The sequence below is a fragment of the Thioalkalivibrio sp. ALE22 genome (assembly GCF_000381445.1).
Classification (GTDB): Bacteria; Pseudomonadota; Gammaproteobacteria; order Ectothiorhodospirales; family Ectothiorhodospiraceae; genus Thioalkalivibrio.
The window spans coordinates 172,210-192,012 of sequence record NZ_KB906500.1 but is presented as its reverse complement, the minus strand read 5'-3'; the positions used below and the strand labels follow the sequence as shown (position 1 = coordinate 192,012).

Annotated in this window: 19 protein-coding genes; 13 read left to right on the top strand and 6 right to left on the bottom strand. The window is 67.2% G+C overall.

Going from position 1 to position 19,803, the window contains the following annotated elements:
* Positions 1–53: 53 nt before the first annotated feature.
* The 4 genes from acnA to F793_RS0102570 all read right to left on the bottom strand — a co-directional run bounded on the left by acnA (position 54) and on the right by F793_RS0102570 (position 5,116).
* Entirely contained in the window at positions 54–2,807 is a 2,754-nt protein-coding gene (acnA, locus tag F793_RS0102585) for an aconitate hydratase AcnA (protein WP_018875490.1), read from the bottom strand.
* Positions 2,808–2,823: 16 nt separating this feature from the next.
* Positions 2,824–3,453, bottom strand: a complete 630-nt coding sequence (gene hflD / locus F793_RS0102580) for a high frequency lysogenization protein HflD (protein WP_018866334.1) — start codon at positions 3,451–3,453, stop codon at positions 2,824–2,826.
* Between the two features lie 77 nt (positions 3,454–3,530).
* Positions 3,531–4,658, bottom strand: a complete 1,128-nt coding sequence (gene mnmA, locus F793_RS0102575) for a tRNA 2-thiouridine(34) synthase MnmA (protein ID WP_018882078.1) — start codon at positions 4,656–4,658, stop codon at positions 3,531–3,533.
* On the bottom strand, positions 4,655–5,116 hold the full coding sequence (locus tag F793_RS0102570) for an NUDIX domain-containing protein (RefSeq protein WP_026280842.1): 462 nt from the start codon (positions 5,114–5,116) through the stop codon (positions 4,655–4,657). Before F793_RS0102570 ends, mnmA begins: the two co-directional genes overlap by 4 nt.
* A gap of 155 nt (positions 5,117–5,271) precedes the next feature.
* On the opposite strand from F793_RS0102570, the gene icd reads away from it, so the two are divergent.
* The 3 genes from icd (at position 5,272) to clpA (ending at position 9,242) form a co-directional block, all read left to right on the top strand.
* On the top strand, positions 5,272–6,528 hold the full coding sequence (gene icd / locus F793_RS0102565) for an NADP-dependent isocitrate dehydrogenase (protein WP_018882080.1): 1,257 nt from the start codon (positions 5,272–5,274) through the stop codon (positions 6,526–6,528).
* A 111-nt stretch (positions 6,529–6,639) separates the two neighbouring features.
* A complete protein-coding gene (gene clpS, locus F793_RS0102560) occupies positions 6,640–6,966 on the top strand; it encodes an ATP-dependent Clp protease adapter ClpS (RefSeq protein WP_018140091.1) in 327 nt (108 codons plus the stop codon).
* A gap of 5 nt (positions 6,967–6,971) precedes the next feature.
* Positions 6,972–9,242, top strand: coding sequence for an ATP-dependent Clp protease ATP-binding subunit ClpA (clpA, locus tag F793_RS0102555; RefSeq protein ID WP_018866329.1), 2,271 nt, complete (start codon positions 6,972–6,974; stop codon positions 9,240–9,242).
* A gap of 90 nt (positions 9,243–9,332) precedes the next feature.
* Here the strand turns inward: clpA and infA are convergent, their stop codons facing one another.
* The gene (gene infA, locus F793_RS0102550) at positions 9,333–9,551 is read right to left on the bottom strand and encodes a translation initiation factor IF-1 (protein WP_012982660.1); all 219 of its coding nucleotides are present in this window, start codon (positions 9,549–9,551) and stop codon (positions 9,333–9,335) included.
* Positions 9,552–9,761: 210 nt separating this feature from the next.
* Here infA and fabD point away from each other — a divergent pair, with 210 nt between their 5' ends.
* The 10 genes from fabD (at position 9,762) to F793_RS0102500 (ending at position 18,525) form a co-directional block, all read left to right on the top strand.
* Entirely contained in the window at positions 9,762–10,712 is a 951-nt protein-coding gene (gene fabD, locus F793_RS0102545; protein ID WP_081618670.1) for an ACP S-malonyltransferase, read from the top strand.
* A gap of 57 nt (positions 10,713–10,769) precedes the next feature.
* Positions 10,770–11,507, top strand: a complete 738-nt coding sequence (fabG, locus tag F793_RS0102540; RefSeq protein ID WP_018866327.1) for a 3-oxoacyl-ACP reductase FabG — start codon at positions 10,770–10,772, stop codon at positions 11,505–11,507.
* Between the two features lie 128 nt (positions 11,508–11,635).
* The gene (gene acpP / locus F793_RS0102535; protein WP_017941560.1) at positions 11,636–11,875 is read left to right on the top strand and encodes an acyl carrier protein; all 240 of its coding nucleotides are present in this window, start codon (positions 11,636–11,638) and stop codon (positions 11,873–11,875) included.
* 129 nt (positions 11,876–12,004) lie between these two features.
* Entirely contained in the window at positions 12,005–13,225 is a 1,221-nt protein-coding gene (gene fabF, locus F793_RS0102530; RefSeq protein ID WP_018877405.1) for a beta-ketoacyl-ACP synthase II, read from the top strand.
* 15 nt (positions 13,226–13,240) lie between these two features.
* A complete protein-coding gene (locus F793_RS0102525; protein ID WP_018882081.1) occupies positions 13,241–14,590 on the top strand; it encodes an aminodeoxychorismate synthase component I in 1,350 nt (449 codons plus the stop codon).
* On the top strand, positions 14,587–15,399 hold the full coding sequence (pabC, locus tag F793_RS0102520; protein WP_018882082.1) for an aminodeoxychorismate lyase: 813 nt from the start codon (positions 14,587–14,589) through the stop codon (positions 15,397–15,399). Before F793_RS0102525 ends, pabC begins: the two co-directional genes overlap by 4 nt.
* Positions 15,386–16,420 (top strand): endolytic transglycosylase MltG, encoded by a 1,035-nt coding sequence (gene mltG / locus F793_RS0102515; protein WP_018882083.1) that lies wholly within the window; start codon positions 15,386–15,388, stop codon positions 16,418–16,420. The genes pabC and mltG overlap by 14 nt, the downstream gene beginning before the upstream one ends.
* A 15-nt stretch (positions 16,421–16,435) precedes the next feature.
* Positions 16,436–17,092, top strand: a complete 657-nt coding sequence (tmk, locus tag F793_RS0102510; RefSeq protein ID WP_018882084.1) for a dTMP kinase — start codon at positions 16,436–16,438, stop codon at positions 17,090–17,092.
* Between the two features lie 3 nt (positions 17,093–17,095).
* A complete protein-coding gene (locus F793_RS0102505; protein ID WP_018882085.1) occupies positions 17,096–18,085 on the top strand; it encodes a hypothetical protein in 990 nt (329 codons plus the stop codon).
* Positions 18,086–18,186: 101 nt separating this feature from the next.
* Entirely contained in the window at positions 18,187–18,525 is a 339-nt protein-coding gene (locus tag F793_RS0102500; RefSeq protein ID WP_017941553.1) for a PilZ domain-containing protein, read from the top strand.
* A 105-nt stretch (positions 18,526–18,630) separates the two neighbouring features.
* On the opposite strand, the gene F793_RS0102495 is transcribed toward F793_RS0102500, so the two are convergent.
* On the bottom strand, positions 18,631–19,764 hold the full coding sequence (locus F793_RS0102495) for an aminotransferase class V-fold PLP-dependent enzyme (RefSeq protein WP_018877399.1): 1,134 nt from the start codon (positions 19,762–19,764) through the stop codon (positions 18,631–18,633).
* Positions 19,765–19,803 lie beyond the last annotated feature (39 nt).

The following is a 19,803-nucleotide window of genomic DNA, read 5'->3' as shown; positions in this document are numbered from 1 at the left end:
GTCTGACCGGATTGGATTGCCTCCGTGGAGATCCGCCTTCCCATGCCGAAACCTTATGCGGAACCCGCGAGCTGGCGCAACACGTAGGGCAGGATGCCGCCGTGGCGGAAGTAGTCCACCTCCTGCGGGGTATCCAGGCGTACACGCACGGTGAAGGTGGTGCGCTGACCGTCGTCGTCCACCGCGGTCACCGTCGCCTCGCGGGCCTCGCCGTTCTCCACGCCGGTGATGCTGTAGGTCTCGCGCCCGGTCAGTCCGTGGCTGGCCGCGTTCTCGCCGGGCAGGAACTGCAGCGGGAGGACACCCATGCCCACCAGGTTGGAGCGGTGGATGCGCTCGAAGCTCTCGACGATCACCGCCTTGACCCCCAGCAGCAGGGTCCCCTTGGCGGCCCAGTCGCGCGAGGAGCCGGTCCCGTATTCCTGACCAGCGATCACGATCAGCGGGGTGTCCTCTTCCTGGTAGCGCATGGCCGCGTCGTAGATGGACATCTGCTCGCCGTCCGGTAGGTGCTGTGTGACGCCGCCCTGGGTGCCCGGGGCCAGCAGGTTGCGCAGGCGCACGTTGGCGAAGGTCCCGCGCATCATCACCTCGTGGTTGCCGCGCCGCGAGCCGTAGGAATTGAAGTCCGCGGGCTTTACGCCCTTGGATTCCAGGTACTTCCCGGCGGGGCTGTCCTTGGCGATCGATCCGGCCGGGGAGATGTGGTCGGTGGTGACCGAGTCGCCCAGCAGGGCCAGCACGCGCGCACCCTGGATGTCGTGCCAGGGCATCGGGGTCATGCCCATGCCCTTGAAGTAGGGCGGATTGCGGACGTAGGTGGAGTCCTCCTGCCACTCGAAACGCTCGCCCTTGGGGGCCTCCAGGTTGCGCCAGCGCTCCTCGCCGGAGTAGAGATCCCCGTAGGCACTGGTAAAGCTGCCGGCGCCGACGTGGCTGGCGACGGCCTCGCGCACCTCGTCGGTGGTCGGCCAGATGTCCTTCAGGTAGACCGGCGCGCCCTCGGCGTTCTCGCCGATGGGATCGTTGTACAGGTCGATATTGCTGCGCCCGGCCAGGGCGTAGGCGACCACCAGGGGCGGCGAGGCGAGGAAGTTCATCTGCACCTCGGAATGGATGCGCCCCTCGAAGTTGCGGTTGCCGGAGAGCACCGAGCTGACGATCAGGTCGTCCTTGATGATGGCCTCGGAGATCGGCTCCGGCAGCGGGCCCGAGTTGCCGATGCAGGTGGTGCAGCCATAGCCGACCACGTGAAAGCCAAGGGCCTCCAGATCGGTCAGCAGGCCGGACTTCTCCAGGTAGTCGGTGACCACGCGCGAGCCGGGGGCCAGCGAGGTCTTCACCCAGGGCTTGACCTGCAGCCCCGCCTCGCGCGCCTTGCGCGCGACCAGGCCGGCACCCAGCATCACCGACGGGTTGGAGGTGTTGGTGCAGGAGGTGATCGCCGCGATCACGATGTCGCCGTGATCCAGCGTGAAGGTCTCGCCGTCCATCTCGATGGCGGTGTGATGGGGTTCCTCCGCCTGGTGTTCCACGCCCACGGCGGTATGCCCGCCCTCGGCCGCGAAGCGTTCGGCCTCGGCCGGTTCGTCGGCGCCGCTCTCGCGCTCCTTCAGCATGGTGTCCAGATGGCGGCTGATGGTGGCGCCGGCCTGGCTCAGCGGGATGCGGTCCTGCGGGCGCTTGGGCCCGGCGAGGCTGGGTTCGACCGTGGACAGGTCCAGCTCCAGCATGTCGCTGTAGCGGGCGATCGGGGCGCTGTCGTCACGCCACAGCCCCTGGGCCTTGGCATAGGCCTCGATGAATTCGATATGGCCGGCGTCACGCCCGGTCAGGCGCAGGTAGTTCAGGGTCTCGTCGTCGATCGGGAAGATGCCGCAGGTGGCGCCGTATTCCGGTGCCATGTTGGCAATGGTCGCGCGGTCGGCGAGGGGCAGATCGGCGAGGCCGTCGCCAAAGAACTCGACGAACTTCCCGACCACGCCCTTCTTGCGCAGCATCTCGACGATCACCAGCACCAGGTCGGTTGCGGTGGCGCCCTCGGCCAGCTTGCCGGTCAGGCGGAAGCCCACCACCTGCGGGATCAGCATGGAGATCGGCTGGCCGAGCATCGCGGCCTCGGCCTCGATGCCGCCCACGCCCCAGCCGAGTACGCCGAGGCCGTTGATCATGGTGGTGTGGGAATCGGTACCGACCAGGGTATCCGGGTAGGCCATGCAGCCCCCCTCGGCCTGGTCGTCCACGAACACCGTACGGGCCAGGTATTCGAGGTTCACCTGGTGGACGATGCCGGTGTCCGGTGGCACCACCTTGAAGGTATCAAAGGCCTGCTGGCCCCACTTGAGGAAGCTGTAGCGCTCGCGGTTGCGGGAGTATTCCAGCTCCGCGTTCAGGTTCATCGCGTTGGCGTTGCCGTGGGCATCCACCTGGACCGAGTGGTCGATCACCAGCTCCGCCGGCTGCAGCGGGGTGATCTTCTTCGGGTCGCCGCCGAGGGTCTCCATCGCGTCGCGCATCGCGGCGAGATCGACCACCGCCGGCACGCCGGTGAAGTCCTGCAACAGCACGCGGGCCGGTCGGAAGGCGATCTCCTGGGCCGGCTCGGCCTTCGGGTCCCAGTCCAGCAGGGCCTCGATGTCGGCACGCCGGACGGTGCGCTCGTCCTCGAAGCGCAGCAGGTTTTCCAGCAGCACCTTGAGGGCAAAGGGCAGATCCTTCGCGCGGGCGTCGTCGGTGATCGGCACGTAACGGCAGTCGAGGCCGCCAGCGGACAGGGTCTGGGTGTTCTTCGGGTCGGCGTGGCTCATGATGCGTCTTCCGCGTTCAGGTATTGAGTCGATTGAGGATGTGGTTCGCTTCGCGAATCAGCCGCTTGCGGCCAAAAAGCAGTTTCCAGCGCGATCCGCCGGCCTGGCGCCAGAGGACCGCGGCCCGGATTCCGGCCAGCAGCAACGCACGAATGCGCGCGGCGGTCTCCGGGTTGGAGAGGTTGTTCTGTTCCCCCTGCACGATGATGCGCGGGCCGAGTTCGGAGATGGTCTCCTTGTAGATCTCGGCGAGCCGCGCGATCACGCTCTCGTGGGTGATGTGAAAGTAGTCGATCTGGCGTTGCGCGCCCTGCAGACCGTCGGTCAGCGTCTGCAGCATATCGTCGCGTTTTTGCAGCTTGCGCTCGAGGAAGATCAAGCCGATCGCGTAGCGGGTGATCTCCATGTCCGGCGGCTTGCTGCCGTTTTGCAGCTGGCTCTCGATGCGTTCCAGGCCGCTCTTCAGGCTGACGGCTTCGCGGTAGACCGCCTCCGGTGTCTCGGCATCGAAGGCAAACAGGCTGCCGATCAGGACCTCGAACTCGTATTCGTCGCAGCTGCCGCGCCAGGCCAGATCCTTGACCAGGCTGGCGCACTGGAAGAGGGCGGCAAGCGCCAGCGTGCGGTTGTGATCGGAGCGGTCCAAGCCAGTTCATTCCTTGGTGGTCGGGGGCGGGGCGCCAGGGAGGGCTCACTATACCGGAAGTGACCCGGCGGACTCACTCAGGGAGACGCGGATTGAATGGCGCCTGCGTGGTGGTCCAGCGTGGTCCGGGTCGCGATCACCGCGCCGCCCAGGCAGACATCGCCGCGGTAGAAGGCGATGGACTGCCCGGGGGTGGCGGCGCGCTGCGGGCTGTCGAACACCACTGTGGCACCCGTCGGCGCAAGCGCCTCGATGCGGCAGTCCTGCAGGGGCTGGCGGTGGCGCAGGCGGGCCCGGAGCGGCTCGTCCGGGGCAGGCACGTCGTGGATCCAGTGGACCGGCTCGGTGACAAGCGTCGGGCTCATCAGTCGCGGATGCTGCGGCTCCTGGGCGACGACCAGGGCGTTGTGCTCGAGATCCTTGTCGACCACATACCACGGGGCCTCGGCGAAACCGTCGACCCCGCCAATGCCGAGACCCTGGCGCTGGCCGAGGGTGTAGAACATCAGGCCCTGGTGGCGGCCGACGACCTGACCCTCCGGGGTGCGCATCTCGCCCTCGGCGGCGTTCAGGTACTGCGCGAGAAAGTCGCGGAAGCGCCGCTCGCCAATAAAGCAGATCCCCGTGGAGTCCTTGCGGGCGTGGTTCGGCAGACCCAGTTCGCGGGCCCGCTCCCGGACCTGGTCCTTCGGGACATCCCCCAGCGGGAACAGGGCCGGGCGTAACTGCTCCTGAGTCAGGGTATGCAGGAAGTAGGTCTGGTCCTTGTTCGAGTCGGCCGCCATGCACAGCTCGCTGAAGTCCGCATGATGGCGGACCCGCGCGTAGTGACCGGTGGCGATCCAGCGGGCGCCCAGCTCGCGCGCGTGGTCGAGGAAGGAACGGAACTTGATCTCGCGGTTGCAGAGGATGTCCGGGTTGGGGGTGCGCCCGGCCTCGTATTCGTGGAGGAACTGGGCGAACACCCGCTGGCGGTAGTCCTCGGCGAAGTTCGCCTTGTGCAGGGGGATCTCGAGACAATCCGCGACCTCGCGGGCCATCGCGTAGTCGGCCTCGGCGGCGCAGTATTCGGCGTCGTCGTCATCCTCCCAGTTCTTCATGAACAGGCCTTCGACGCGATAGCCGGCCTCCAGCAGGCGGCTGGCGGCGACGGCGGAGTCGACGCCTCCGGAGAGGCCGATGATGACGCGCTCGCCGCCGCTCATGGCGCGACCGCCCGAACCAGCCCGCCGACCGCCGCGAGCGGGAGGCGCGGGCCAGCCTGGTAGCGATGGATGCTGCGCATCACCAGGGGGCTGCGCAGGGGCCAGTCGCGTTCGGCCGCCTCGGGTGTCAGCCAGTGCAGGGCATGGATCGCCGGGTCTCGCGGGCCGGGCGAAGGCAGGGGCGTGGTCGAGCCACAGAAGCTGGTGCGCAGGATGACGGCGCCGCTGGCCAGTTCCAGGAGATCGCAGCCGAGGGTGGCCTCGGGGGTGAACGCGAGGGAGGTCTCCTCGCGGACCTCGCGCACGACCGCCTCGATGAGGTCTTCGCGGGCATCCAGGTGCCCGGCCGGCTGGTTCAGGACCCGGCGCCCGCCGTCGGTCTCCTCGACGAACAGGAACCGGCCTTCGTGCTCGATCACGGCGGCCACGGTGATGTGACAGGGGAGGCGTTCGGTCATGCGGCGGATGATAACGCAGGCAGTGGCGCACACGACCATGACGGATGGTCGATTTCAGTCTCGCCAGCCCCCCGGAAACGGCGGTTCGGCATGTATAATCGAGGCATATCCGATTGACCGATCCATTGATCTCGATTTCCGTACAAGGAGTTGGCATGGCCTATCAGCACATTCAGGTCCCGGAGAAGGGCGAACGCATCACCGTCGACGAGCAGGGGAAGCTGCAGGTGCCGGATCATCCGGTGATTCCCTATATCGAGGGTGACGGCATCGGGGTCGATATCACCCCGGTGATGCGCCGGGTGACCGATGCGGCCGTGGAGAAGGCCTACGGCGGAAAGAAGGCGATCGAGTGGATGGAGGTCTATGCCGGCGAGAAGGCGACCAGGGTCTACGACGATGATTCGGGCCTTCCGGACGAGACCCTGGAGGCGGTGAAGGATTACCGCGTGTCCATCAAGGGCCCGCTGACCACGCCGGTCGGTGGCGGCTTCCGCTCCCTGAACGTGGCGCTGCGCCAGAAGCTGGATCTGTACGTGTGCCTGCGTCCGGTGCGCTACTACGACGGCACCCCGAGCCCGCTGAAGGCGCCGGAGAAGACCGACATGGTGATCTTCCGCGAGAACTCGGAGGACATCTACGCCGGTATCGAGTTCGAGTCCGGCACGCCTGAGGCGAAGAAGGTCATCGACTTCCTGCAAAACGAGATGGGTGTGACCCAGATCCGCTTCCCGGATACCGCCGGCATCGGCGTGAAGCCGGTTTCCAGCGAGGGCACCAAGCGCCTGATGCGCAAGGCGATCGAGTACGCGATCGACAACGACCGCCCGTCGGTGACGCTGGTGCACAAGGGCAACATCATGAAATTCACCGAGGGCTCCTTCAAGGCCTGGGGCTACGAGCTGGCCCGCGAGGAGTTCGGTGCGAAGGACCTGGACGGTGGCCCGTGGCAGACCTTCAAGAACCCGAAGACCGGCCGCGACATCGTGATCAAGGACGTGATCGCGGATGCCTTCCTGCAGCAGATCCTGCTGCGCCCGGAGGACTACTCGGTGATCGCCACGCTGAACCTGAACGGTGACTACATCTCGGATGCGCTCGCCGCCCAGGTGGGTGGCATCGGCATCGCCCCGGGTGCGAACCTGTCGGACACCACCGCGATGTTCGAGGCCACCCACGGCACGGCGCCGAAGTATGCCGGCCAGGACAAGGTGAACCCCGGCTCGCTGATCCTGTCTGCGGAGATGATGCTGCGGCATCTGGGCTGGCCAGAGGCGGCGGATCTGGTCGTGAAGGGCATGGGCGGCGCGATCAGCGCCGGCGAGGTGACCTACGACTTCGCGCGGCTGATGGATAACGTCGAGCCGATTGCCTGCTCGGCTTTTGGCGAGGCGATGATCAAGCACATGTGACGGGACGGGTCGGTGGTCGGAGTGTCCGTAAGGGCACTTGGCCTCGGCCCGGAACCATTCGAGGATGGAGACGACCCAAACGAGTAACCGCTGAAGGCGCGAGTTCGACCGATGAGTGATGACAAGCCCCAAAACCCCGATCGAGACGACTCGGTAACGGTCGAAGAATCGAGGCCGGAGCTCAAGCCACCGCGACAGTACAAGGTGGTCCTGCTCAACGACGATTTCACGCCCATGGAGTTCGTGATCGAGGTACTGGAGACCTTCTTCAGCATGGATCGCGAAAAGGCCACCCGGGTGATGCTGCACGTGCACACGCGCGGCAAGGGAGTATGCGGCATCTTTACCCGGGATGTGGCCGAGACCAAGGTGGCGCAGGTGAACGACTACGCCCGCAGCCATCAGCACCCACTGCTTTGCTCGATGGAGGAGGCCTGACTCCCATGCTCGACAAGGAACTCGAATTCAGCCTGAACATGGTCTTCAAGGAGGCCCGCGAAAAACGTCACGAGTTCGTGACCGTTGAGCATCTGCTGATGGCGCTGGCGCAGAATCCCAGCGCGGCCACGGTGCTGCGGGCCTGCGGGGGCGATCTCGATCGCATCCGCGACGAGCTGGAGGCCTATATCGACGAGAACACGCCGCGCATCCCGCCGAACGATTCGCGCGAGACGCAGCCGACGCTGGGCTTCCAGCGCGTGCTGCAGCGGGCCGTGTTTCATGTGCAGTCCAGCGGACGCAAGGAGGTCTCCGGCGCCAACGTCCTGGTGGCCCTGTTCGGCGAACAGGACAGCCAGGCGCTGTACGTGCTGGGGCAGCAGAACATCTCGCGCCTGGATGTCGTCAACTTCATCTCGCACGGGATCTCCAAGGTGGGTGAGGACGAACTCGGGGCGCAGCCGAACCCGAACGAGTCCCAGGCCGAGCCGGTGGAGGGCGAGCGCGAGGAAAAGACCAACGCGCTGCAGCTCTATGCCACCAACCTCAACGACAAGGCGCGCAAGGACGAGATCGACCCGCTGATCGGGCGCGATCACGAGATCGAACGCACCATCCAGATCCTCTGCCGCCGGCGGAAGAACAACCCGTTGCTGGTCGGTGAGGCCGGGGTCGGCAAGACCGCCATTGCCGAGGGTCTGGCGCGGCGCATCGTCGACGAGCAGGTGCCCGAGGCGATCGAATCCGCGACCGTCTATGCCCTGGACCTGGGGGCGCTGGTCGCGGGGACCAAATACCGCGGCGACTTCGAGAAGCGCCTGAAGGGCGTTCTGGCCCAGCTCAAGAAGGAGCCGGGGGCGGTGCTGTTCATCGACGAGATTCACACCATCATCGGGGCCGGCGCGGCCTCCGGCGGGGTGATGGATGCCTCCAACCTGATCAAGCCGATGCTCGCCTCGGGCGAGCTGAAGTGCATCGGTTCCACGACCTACCAGGAATACCGCGGCATCTTCGAGAAGGATCGCGCCCTGGCGCGGCGTTTCCAGAAGATCGAGGTGCCCGAGCCGACGGTCGACGAGACCGAGCAGATCCTGCGCGGTCTGAAATCCCGCTTCGAGCTGCACCACAACGTACGGTTTACCAAGCCGGCGCTGCGGGCGGCGGCGGAGCTGGCCGACCGTTACATCACCGACCGCTTCCTGCCGGACAAGGCGATCGACCTGATCGACGAGGCCGGGGCCAGCCGCCAGCTGCAGCCGGCCAGCCAGCGCAAGAAGACCATCGGTGTGCAGGATATCGAGAGTATCGTGGCGAAGATCGCGCGCATCCCGCCGAAGTCGGTTTCCAGCTCCGACAAGGAGACCCTGCGCAACCTCGACCGCAACCTGAAGATGACCGTGTTTGGCCAGGACGAGGCGATCGGCACCCTGGCGACAGCCATCAAGATGGCACGCTCCGGTCTGGGCGACATGGACAAGCCGATCGGCTCGTTCCTGTTTGCCGGGCCGACGGGGGTCGGCAAGACCGAGGTCACCCGTCAGCTGGCGCAGCAGATGGGCATCCACCTGGCGCGGTTCGACATGTCCGAGTATATGGAGCGCCACACGGTCTCCCGCCTGATCGGGGCACCGCCCGGCTATGTGGGGTATGACGAGGGCGGGCTGCTCACTGACGCCATCCTGAAGCATCCGCATTCCGTGCTGCTGCTGGACGAGATCGAGAAGGCTCACCCGGACGTCTTCAATGTGCTCCTGCAGGTCATGGACCACGGCACGCTGACGGATGCCAACGGACGCGAGGTGGACTTCCGCAATGTGATCCTGGTGATGACCACCAACGCCGGTGCCGAGCAGGCCAGCCGCCCGTCGGTGGGCTTTACCCAGCAGGACCACTCCAGCGATGCGATGGAGGCGATCAAGCGGACCTTTACGCCGGAGTTCCGCAACCGGCTGGATGCGACCATCCAGTTCGGGCCGCTGGACGAGGCGACCATCCTCAATGTGGTCGACAAGTTCCTGACTCAGCTGCAGGCCCAGCTCGACGAGAAGAAGGTCCACCTGACGGTGGAGCCGGACGCCCGGGCCTGGCTGGCCGAGCATGGCTACGACGTCAAGATGGGTGCGCGACCGATGGCCCGCACCCTGCAGGAGCACATCAAGAAGCCGCTGGCCGACGAGCTGCTGTTCGGCCGTCTGGCGCACGGCGGCGAGGTGGTGGTCCGACTGGGCGAGTCCGGGCTGGAGCTGGATATCCAGGAGACGGCCGTGTCGTCCTGATGCGGCGTGCTGGCATAACCGGGCCCGCGCAAGGGCCCGCAAATGAAGAAGCCCCGGTCCTGCCGGGGCTTCTTCGTTGGAGAGGCGAACTTACTTGTTGCGGTAGACGATGCGACCCTTGGTCAGGTCATAGGGCGTCATCTGCACGATCACCTTGTCGCCGCGCAGGATCCGGATGTAATGCTTGCGCATCTTGCCGGAGATGTGCGCCGTGATCGTGTGCCCATTTTCGAGCTCCACCCGGAAGGTGGTGTTCGGGAGCGTCTCGACGACGGTACCCTCCAGCTCGATTTCGTCTTCCTTCGCCATACAGTTCCTCTCGTATTGAATCAAGGTGGCGACATTATCCGGATGCACCAGCGGAACACAAGTCATGGCGCGCCTCGCAGGGCCGGTCCACGGCGTGGATCGACGGGGCGAGGGCCGCGGCGCGCGTGTGGAACGAGCCGGCCGCAGCGTTTGCCGCGATTTCCCTGACCGCCTACACTACGCGCGCTTTCACGCGCGAGACCATTGCGAATGACAACTTCTTGGGCAGCCGTTTTTCCCGGCCAGGGGTCCCAGTCCACCGGCATGCTGGCCGATCTGGGCGACGACCATGCCATTGTCCGTGACACCTTTCAGGAGGCGTCGGACTGCCTCGACGCCGATCTCTGGAGCCTGTGCCAACACGGCCCGGTCGAGCAGCTGAACCAGACCGAATGGACCCAGCCGGTGATGCTGGCCGCGGGGGTTGCCGCCTGGCGACTGCTGAGCGAGCAGACCACCGCGCGCCCGCAGGCGGTTGCCGGTCACAGTCTCGGCGAGTACAGCGCCCTGGTGGCCGCGGGCGTGCTGCGCTTCCCCGATGCGGTACGGCTGGTCGCGGAACGCGCCCGGGCGATGCAGGCGGCGGTCCCGGAAGGCGAGGGCGCGATGGCCGCGATCCTCGGGCTCGACGATGCCGCGGTGCAGGCCCTTTGCAGCGAGCATGCGGGTGGCGAGGTGCTGGAGGCGGTCAATCTGAACGCCCCGGGCCAGGTGGTCATCGCGGGTAATGCCGCGGCGGTGGACCGTGCGGTGGGGGCGGCGAAGGACGCCGGCGCCAAGCGCGCCCTGAAGCTTCCGGTCTCGGTTCCCTCGCACTGCGCCCTGATGCAGCCGGCGGCCGAGCGCCTGCAGGCCGCGCTGGACAGCACCCGCTTCAGCTCGCCGAGCATCCCGGTCTGGCAGAATGTGACGGCCGCGCCGGCGGATTCGGCGGAGACCATCAAGGACAACCTGGCCGCGCAGCTGTACCGGCCCGTGCGCTGGGTCGAGACCATTCGCGGTCTGCGCGAGCAGGGCGTGGCGGTGCAGGTCGAGTGCGGGCCCGGGCGCGTGCTGACCGGACTGGCCAAGCGCATCGACCGCGATCTGGAATTGTTCGATGTCGCCGATCGCGACACGCTGAACGCCACCCTGGAACGCCTGGGGTCGGACGCATCCTGAGCGCGCTCGCGCCGCCGCGGTTCGCGACTCCCTCTCACATGAAGCAAAGGCACAACCATGTCTGACAGCAAACGTGTAGCCCTGGTAACCGGCGCCAGCCGCGGCATTGGCGCCGCCATCGCCCGGCGTCTGGCCGAGCAGGGCCTGCAGGTGGTAGGCACCGCCACCAGTGACGCCGGCGCCGAGCGGATCACCGAGGCCCTGAAGGAATGGGGCGGCCGCGGCATCGCCATGGACGTCACCGACGCCGATTCCGTCGCCGCCGGCCTGCAGGCGATCCAGGCGCAGGAAGGCCCGATCGAGGTGCTGGTGAACAACGCCGGCATTACCCGCGACAACCTTTTCATGCGCATGAAGGACGAGGAGTGGGATGCGATCATCGACACCAACCTCTCCGCCGCCGTGCGCCTGACCCAGCGCCTGCTGAAGGGCATGATGAAGCTGCGCCGCGGCCGTATCATCCTGATCGGGTCGGTGGTCGGCTCCACCGGCAACGCGGGACAGACCAACTATGCGGCGGCCAAGGCGGGCCTGGCCGGGTTTGCCCGGTCGCTGGCGCGCGAGGTCGGCAGCCGCAGTATCACGGTGAACACGGTCGCCCCCGGGTTCATCGATACGGACATGACCCGCGAGCTGGGCGATGACACGAAAGCGGCCCTGCTGGGCCAGATCCCGCTGGGGCGCCTCGGCGCGCCGGAGGAGATCGCCGCGGCGGTGGGTTTCCTCGCGTCAGAGGAGGCCGGTTACATCACCGGCGAGACCCTGCACGTGAACGGCGGGATGTTCATGCATTGATCACGGCGGGCAGGCCGCGTGCCGCCCGCATGGCTCGCTGCACGGATCGCTAGATCGCGGCGGGGCTTTTCTCTAGAATGGCGGACCTTTCAACGAAGCCGCCTCACACCGAAGGGGATTTCTGAACCATGAGTAGCATTGAAGAACGCGTCAAGAAGATCGTTGTCGAGCAACTGGGAGTCAAGGAAGAGGACGTGACCAACGCCGCCGCTTTCGTTGACGACCTGGGTGCGGACTCGCTGGACACGGTGGAACTGGTGATGGCGCTCGAAGAAGAATTCGAGACCGAGATCCCCGACGAGCAGGCGGAAAAGATCACCACCGTGCAGCAGGCGATCGACTATATCAACGAGCACATGAAGGACTGATCCGACGCCTCCGGGCGCCGGTCAGGACGACGCGAACGGGCCTTCCTGCGCGCAGGGCGGCCCTTCGTCGTTTCGCTGAACGCGTATTTCAGTCTTTCGAGGAGAACATCATTGGCTAAGCGACGTGTCGTGATTACCGGACTGGGGATCGTGTCCCCGGTCGGATCCACTATCGACAAGGCCTGGAGCAACATCAAGGCCGGCAAGAGCGGCATTTCCCCCATCGATGTCTTCGATGCCTCGGACATGCCGGTGAAGATCTCCGGCGCCGTTCGGGATTTCGAGGCCAATGATTACGTCCCGACGAAAGATCAGAAAAAGATGGACACCTTCGTCCTCTACGGGCTGGCCGCGGGGCTGCAGGCCCTGGACGACTCCGGACTGGAGGTGACCGAGGAGAACGCCGAACGCATCGGGGTCGCGATCGGCTCCGGCATCGGCGGTCTGCCGTATATCGAACGTTCCTACGGGGCGTACCTGAAGGGCGGGGCGCGCAAGATCTCGCCATTCTTCGTGCCCAGTGCGATCATCAACATGGTGGCTGGCAATCTGTCCATCATGCGCAACCTGCAGGGCCCGAACATCTCCATCGTCTCGGCCTGTGCCACCGGCACCCACAACATCGGCGACGCGGCGCGCATGATCGCCTACGGCGACGCCGATGCGATGGTGGCCGGCGGGGCCGAGATGGCGACCACGCCGCTGGGCATCGGCGGCTTTGCCGCGGCTCGCGCGCTGTCCACCCGCAACGACGATCCGGAACGCGCTTCCCGCCCCTGGGACCAGGATCGTGACGGCTTCGTGCTCAGCGATGGTGCTGGCGTGATGATGCTGGAAGAGTACGAGCATGCGAAGGCTCGCGGGGCGAACATCTACTGCGAGGTCGCGGGGTTCGCCTGGAACGCGGATGCCCACCACATGACGCAGCCCATCCAGGATGGCTCCGGCGCCGCCAAGTGCATGCACCGGGCGCTGAAGGATGCCGGCGTGAATCCGGAAGAGGTCGGGTATATCAACGCGCACGGGACCTCGACGCCGGCGGGCGACCTGGCGGAGACCCAGGGGCTGAAGAAGGCCTTCGGCGACCATGCCTACAAGCTTCTGGTGAACTCCACCAAGTCGATGACCGGCCACCTGCTGGGGGCCGCCGGCGGGATCGAGGGCGTTTTCACGGCGCTGGCCCTGCGCGATCAGGTGTCGCCGCCGACCATCAACCTGGAAAACCCGAGCGAAGGCTGCGATCTGGACTATGTGGCCAACGAAGCGCGCGAGATGAGCACCAAGGTCGGCCTGTCCAACTCCTTCGGGTTCGGCGGCACCAACGGCACGCTGGTGTTCCGCAGCATCTGACGCTGCGGCGCCGCCATGGCGGTCCATCCACTGGCCGCCGGGGTCGATTTCGCGGCCCTGGCGCGGCGATTCCCCGAACGCTACCCGCACCTGCTGGAGTCGGCCCTCATCGGGCAGGCCCCGGCACGCTTTTCCATCCTGTTTGCCTTTCCCGGTCGAACCCTTTCGACCGCGGCGGGCGAGGATATCCTGCAGGCGCTGGACCAGGACCTGTCCGCGGTACCGGAGCTGGCCCCGGACGACACGTCCCATGCCCATCTCCCGTTCCTCGGAGGGTGGTTCCTCTACGCGGGATACGAGCTGTCCTGGGGCCTGGAGCCGGCGCTGGGTGAATGCCGGTCCGATCCCTGGCTGCCGGATGCGCTACTGACCTATTTTCCCGCGGCCCTGATCCGTGATCACCACGCGGGCCGGACATGGTTCGTGGACGAAACGGACGATGCCGAGCGCCGGGCGCAGGTCGAGCGGGACCTGGAGGCGGTGCGGGAGGATGCGGACGCGGCGTGCAGCCCGTTGCCCGATCTTTCGTTGCAGGAGGAGGATCCGGCCCGGTACCGCGAGGCGGTACTTCGCGGCCTCGAGTACATTCGGGCCGGCGATACCTTCCAGGTCAATCTGTCGCGGGAATGGCAGGCCACGGCGGCCGCACCGCTGGATCCGGCGGTGCTGTATATGCGCCTGCGTCAGGCGAATGCGGCCCCGTTCGCCGCCTGGCTGCAGTTGCCGGGGGCCCACGTGATCAGCTCCTCGCCGGAACGCCTGGTGTCGGTAGAGCGGGGCGAAATCGAGACCCGGCCGATCGCGGGGACCCGCAGACGGGATGCGGACGCCGATAAGGATCGGCGTCTTTTCAGTGAGTTGAACTTTAATCTTAAAGAGCGGGCCGAACATGTGATGCTGGTGGACCTGGAACGCAACGATGTCGGGCGGGTGGCCGAGATTGGCAGCGTGCGGGTCGCGGAGCTGATGACCATCGAGAGCTATCGCCGGGTGCACCACATTGTCTCGAGCATCGTCGGGCGCCTGCTCCCCGGGACCACGGCCGCTGATGTCCTGCGGGCGGTCTTCCCCGGCGGCACCATCACCGGGTGCCCGAAGATTCGCAGCATGCAGATCATCCAGGAACTGGAGCAGTACGCGCCGCGTGGCGCCTATACCGGCGCCTGTGGCTACGTGAGCCGGCACGGGCGCATGGATACCAACATCCTGATCCGTACGCTCGTTGCGCACGGGAACGAGCTGCGCTTCCGCGCCGGTGCCGGCATCGTGGCTGACTCGGACCCGGAGCGCGAGCTGGAGGAGACCCGGCACAAGGCAAGGGGTCTTCTGGAGGCGCTGGGCGTGCACAACGAGGCGCTTTCGTGATCCTGGTGAACGGGGAACCGGACGAGAACGTCTCGGCGGGTGATCGCGGGCTGCTGCTCGGGGATGGCCTGTTCGAGACCCTGCGCGTGCGGTCGGGCCAGCCGCAATTGTGGGCGTACCACCGGGCTCGGCTGTGGCGGGGCCTGCGCCAGCTGGGCTTCCCGGAGCCCGAGGAAGGGCAGATTCTCGAGGAAGTGGCCCGGGTGGCGCATGGGCCCGAATGCCTGGTGCGGGTGACGATTACGCGTGGCGGAGGGCCCCGAGGGTACGCGCCACCCGCCCATCCGGCACCCACGCGGATTGTCGGTGCCGGGCCCGCGCTGGACGCCACGCCACCCGGCGACCGGAGCCCCCTGGTTCTGGGCTGGTCGGCCGTCCCCGTTGGGGTGAACCCGGCGCTCGCGGGGCTCAAGCACACCAGCCGCCTGGAACAGGTGATGGTACGCAGCCACTGGGAAACTGGCTGGGAGGAAGCGATCGTTTGCGATGCACTGGGGCGGGTGATCAGCGCCACCCAGGGCAATCTCTGGGTGCGCGAGGGGCAGCGGCTGCTGACGCCCCCGCTCGACCAGGCCGGGATTGCCGGGACCCGGCGGGCCTGGATCCTCGATCATGCGGCAGGGTTTGGATTCTCCGTGGTCGAGGAATATCCGGAGACCGAACGGATCAGGAAGGCCGACGGTATCTACATAACGAATGCACGTCTCGGGATGACCCCGGCGGTGCTGGCTGAAGCGGACAATCCGGGGCGCGCGTGGCAGGATGATCCGCTCTACCGCATGGGAATCGCGTTGCATGAAGCGCATTAGTCTCGCCGTCCTGGCCCTGGTGGTCGTGCTTGCCCTGGGCACCGCCTGGTGGTTGGGCGAACACTACCGGGCACAACTGGACACGCCCCTGGCGCTGGACGCCTCGGACCGCTACCAGCTTGAATCCGGTCAGGGGCTGCGCTCGGTCAGCCGCTCGTTTGCCGAGCGCGGCTGGATCGAGTCCGCCTGGGTGGCGGAGGTCTACGGGCGGCGCCAGGGGCTTGCGCCGCGGCTACAGGCCGGCGAGTACGCAGTGACCCCGGGGATGACGCCGCGCGATCTGCTGCACGCGATGGCCCGGGGCGAGGTCATCCAGCATCGCCTGACCTTTCCCGAGGGCTGGACCATCCGCCAGGCACTGAGCGCGCTGCGCGAACATCCGGAGCTGGTCGGTCCGCCGGAGTCGGTCGGGGTTCACAACCTCCTCGAGACCCTGGGCTTGTCGGACCTGGATCATCCGGAAGGCTGGTTTCTTCCGGATACCTATTTCTTCGGCTCCGGCACCGAGGCCCTGACGGTGCTGGAGCGCGCCCATCAGGCCATGCGCCTGCACCTGGAGCGGGCCTGGGAAGGCCGTATCGAGGACCACCCGGTGGATTCCCCCTATGAGCTGCTGATCCTGGCCTCGATCATCGAGCGCGAGACCGGGCGTGGGGACGAGCGGGACCGGGTAGCGGGCGTATTCGTGAATCGGCTGAAGCGCGGCATGCGACTGCAGACCGACCCGACCCTGCTGTACGTGCAGGAACCGGGCGTGCAGCGGCTGACGCGTGCCGAGCTGGATCGTGACCACCCCTACAACACCTACACGCGCGCGGGGTTGCCCCCGACGCCGATCGCGCTGCCGGGGCGGGCCGCCCTGGAGGCCGCCGCGCGGCCGGCGGATACCGACGACCTGTTCTTTGTTTCGCGCGGCGATGGCAGCCATCATTTCTCCCAGACCTATCGCGAACACCGCGAGGCCGTGATCCGCTACCAGCTGGGCGGGGACGGCAGCCGCTACGGCATCCGCAACCGCTAACGGGAGCCCCTGCGCATGGATCGCTCACCCCATCCTGGTCGTTTCCTGGTGCTTGAGGGCATCGAAGGCTCGGGCAAGACCACCCAGATCGAGCGGCTGGAGGCTCGATTGCGCGCCGCCGGCCACAGCCTGCGCGTCACGCGCGAGCCGGGCGGAACCGCGCTGGGCGAGCGCCTGCGCGGGTTGCTGCTGGATCCGGATCTGCCCGGGATGTGCCCGGAGGCGGAATTGTTGCTGATGTTCGCGGCGCGGGCCCAGCATCTGGCCGAGATCATCCGGCCAGCCCTGGACGCGGGCGACTGGGTGCTCAGCGACCGCTTTACCGACGCCTCCTTCGCTTACCAGGGCGCGGGGAGGGGCCTGGGCGACCACCGAGTGGCCCGTTTGGAAGACTGGTTGCAGGGCGAGCTGCGGCCGGATCTGGTGATCCTGCTGGATATTGCCCCCGAGACCGGACTGGAACGGGCGGTGCAGCGGGGGCGCCGTGACCGGATCGAGCGAGAGGCGCTGGACTTCTTCGAGCGCGCGCGCGAGGCGTATCGCCAGCGCGCGGCAAAGGCCCCCAACCGATACCTGGTGGTCGATGGAGCGGCGGATCCGGACACCGTGGCCGAGCGGATCCTGGCGGGCGTGCGGGAGCGCCTGCCGCTGCACGCGCTGGGGGGCGGCTGAAGGATGGAGGGAACCGACACCCGGGAGGCGCTGCCACCCTGGCTGCAGGCGCCGTGGAGCGGACTGGTCCGGCGCGGACGTGACGGCCGCCTGCCCACCGGTCTGCTGATCCACGGCGCGACCGGGGTGGGCAAGGCCCTGCTGACCACCGCACTGGTTCAGGCACTGTTGTGCCAGCGCGCCAGCGGCGAGGAAGCGGCCTGCGGCGAGTGTAACGCCTGCCGCAGCTTCAGTACCGGTGTGCACCCGGAGGTGATGGCCCTGGAACCGGAGGAGGCCGGGAAGGAGATCCTGATCGCCGCGGCCCGCGAGGCGATCGACTTCCTGTCGCTGTCCGGGTCGGGGGATCTGCGCTCCGTGATCATCCGCCCGGCCGACGCCCTGAACGCGAATGCCGCAAATGCCTTGCTCAAGACCCTGGAAGAACCACCGACCGGGGCGATGCTGATCCTCGAGGCGGCGCAGCCCGCGCGCCTGCCGGCGACGATCCGCAGCCGCTGTCAGACCATCGAGATCGCCAATCCGGCCCCGGCGGACGCGACGACCTGGCTGCGCGGGTTCTCGGATGACCCGGCAGCGGTGGACGAGGCCTACGCGGCCAGCCTCGGGCGACCGCTGGCCGCCCGCGAGATCCTGACCGACCCCGAACGCATGGGCCGCTGGGAACAGGACCGCGAAGCCCTGACCGCGTTGTTGCGTGGTGCCAGCGTGCACGTGATGGCCGCCACCCTGCAGCGCAGCCTGCCGGAATCCCTGATCCCGCGTATCCAGGCCCTGCTGGTGTCGGCCCAGCGTCTGGCGGTCAACGGCGAGCCGGATGCCTTTGGCCGGCAATTCCCGCGCGATCTTCTGGAGGGCTTTGCCCGGCGTGCCGGCGCGCGACGCCTGGCCGAGCTGTCCGCGCGGGCGCTGGTCTGGCAACGCCAGGCGAGCCGTCAGCTGAACCCGCAGCTGCGCATGGAGGATATCGCCCTGAATTTCCAGGCGAAGTAGCTGCATAACTCACGCCGCGAGCGGCTACGGGGTGGCGCGCGATCGCATCGATGGGCGATACTCCTTGGCCCAGCACGTAATCAGGTCACACGGGAGGGTCTATGGCCGGGCAGGGCATGCTCACCTTGGCAATCAAGGAAAAACCCGCGCTGTATGCGGCGTACATGCCGTTCGTGACCAATGGCGGGCTGTTCATCCCGACCGACAAGGCCTACAAGCTCGGGGATCAAGTCTTCCTGCTGCTGTCACTGCTGGAGGATTCGGACCGCCTGCCGACGCCCTGCACGGTAGTCTGGATCACCCCGCCACGGGCGCAGGGCAACCGCCTGCGCGGCATCGGCGTGCAGTTCAACAAGTCCGACAAGGGCGTGACCCACCGCCGTATCGAGGAGCACCTGGGCGGTATGCTGAACTCGGACCGCAAGACCCACACGTTCTAGCCGCCGGGCAAAGGCCAGGGTGTTCGGGCGGGCTTGCCGTTCGAGACCGTCACCCGCCGCAGCTCGCCGCGTCCGGGTCCCCTTGTCGACCCGCATCCGCCACCCTCAGCGTACGCCTGCAGCCGCGTTCTCGCGGATGGCCTCGGCCAGGCACTCCAGCGCGCGGTCGATCTGCTCCCGCGTCAGATAGAAGTGGGGTGCAAAGCGGATCCCGCCGCCGCGCAGGGCACACAGCACCCCGTACCCCTGAAGCCGGGCATACAGCGCATCCAGATCGTCCACCGGTGGCCGGAAGGTGAGGATGCCGGCGCGCCGGCCGCGCGGTGTCAGGATGCGGCATCCCTGGCTGCGCAATCCGTCCTCCAGGTGCAGCCAGTGCTCGCGGATTTCGTGGTCGATGGTCTCGAGCCCGGTCTCCAGCAGCAGCGACAGGCTGGCGTGCAGGGCGTGAATCCCCAGCATATTCGGGCTGCCCGGCTCAAACCGCCGGGCGCTGGTGGCTGGTTCGATGCCGGGGTTGGAGAAGTCACCGGCATGCGCCAGCATGTTCCAGCCGTATTCCTGCAGCGTCAGCTGCTCGCGCGCCTCCGGGTTCACGTAGAACACCCCGATCCCCTCCGGCGCCAGCATCCACTTGTGCGCATCCGCCATCACGAAATCGGCATGACAACCGGGCGCATCAAAGGGCAGGGCGCCCAGGTGCTGGATCGCGTCGACGCAGAACAGGATGCTGCGCGCGCGCAGTTCAGCGCCCAGCGCCTGGATGTCGATGCGCATCCCGGAGTCGTAGCGTACCGCGCTGGTGGCGACCAGGCGCGTATGCCCGTCGCAGGCGGCCAGAAGATCGCGTTCCGGCTCCGGACCAACCGGCACCTCGCGGGCCTCGATGCCGAAGCGCTCGGCCGCGGCCAGCCAGACCACGCGGTTGGACGGAAACTCGTGGGCCGGGAACACGACGTTGTCGCCCGGGCACCAGTCGAGGCCGAAGGCCACCATCGACAGCGCCTCCGAGGTGTTCTTGACGAAGGCGATATCCTCGGCCGACGGGGCGCCGATCAGCGTGCGGGCGAGCGCCCGGGTTGCATCGACATGCCGCAGCCACTGGAGGTAGTCGCGCGAACCATGGACGACGTTCGTATGGGCGAACTGGCAGACCGCCTCCTCGGTGCGTCGCGGCCATGGGCCGACGGCGGCATGGTTGAGATGGATAATCCCTTCCTGCGGAAATTCCGGGTGCATGCGATCCTCCTGGGCCGGGCCCGAAGGGTAACCCAGTCG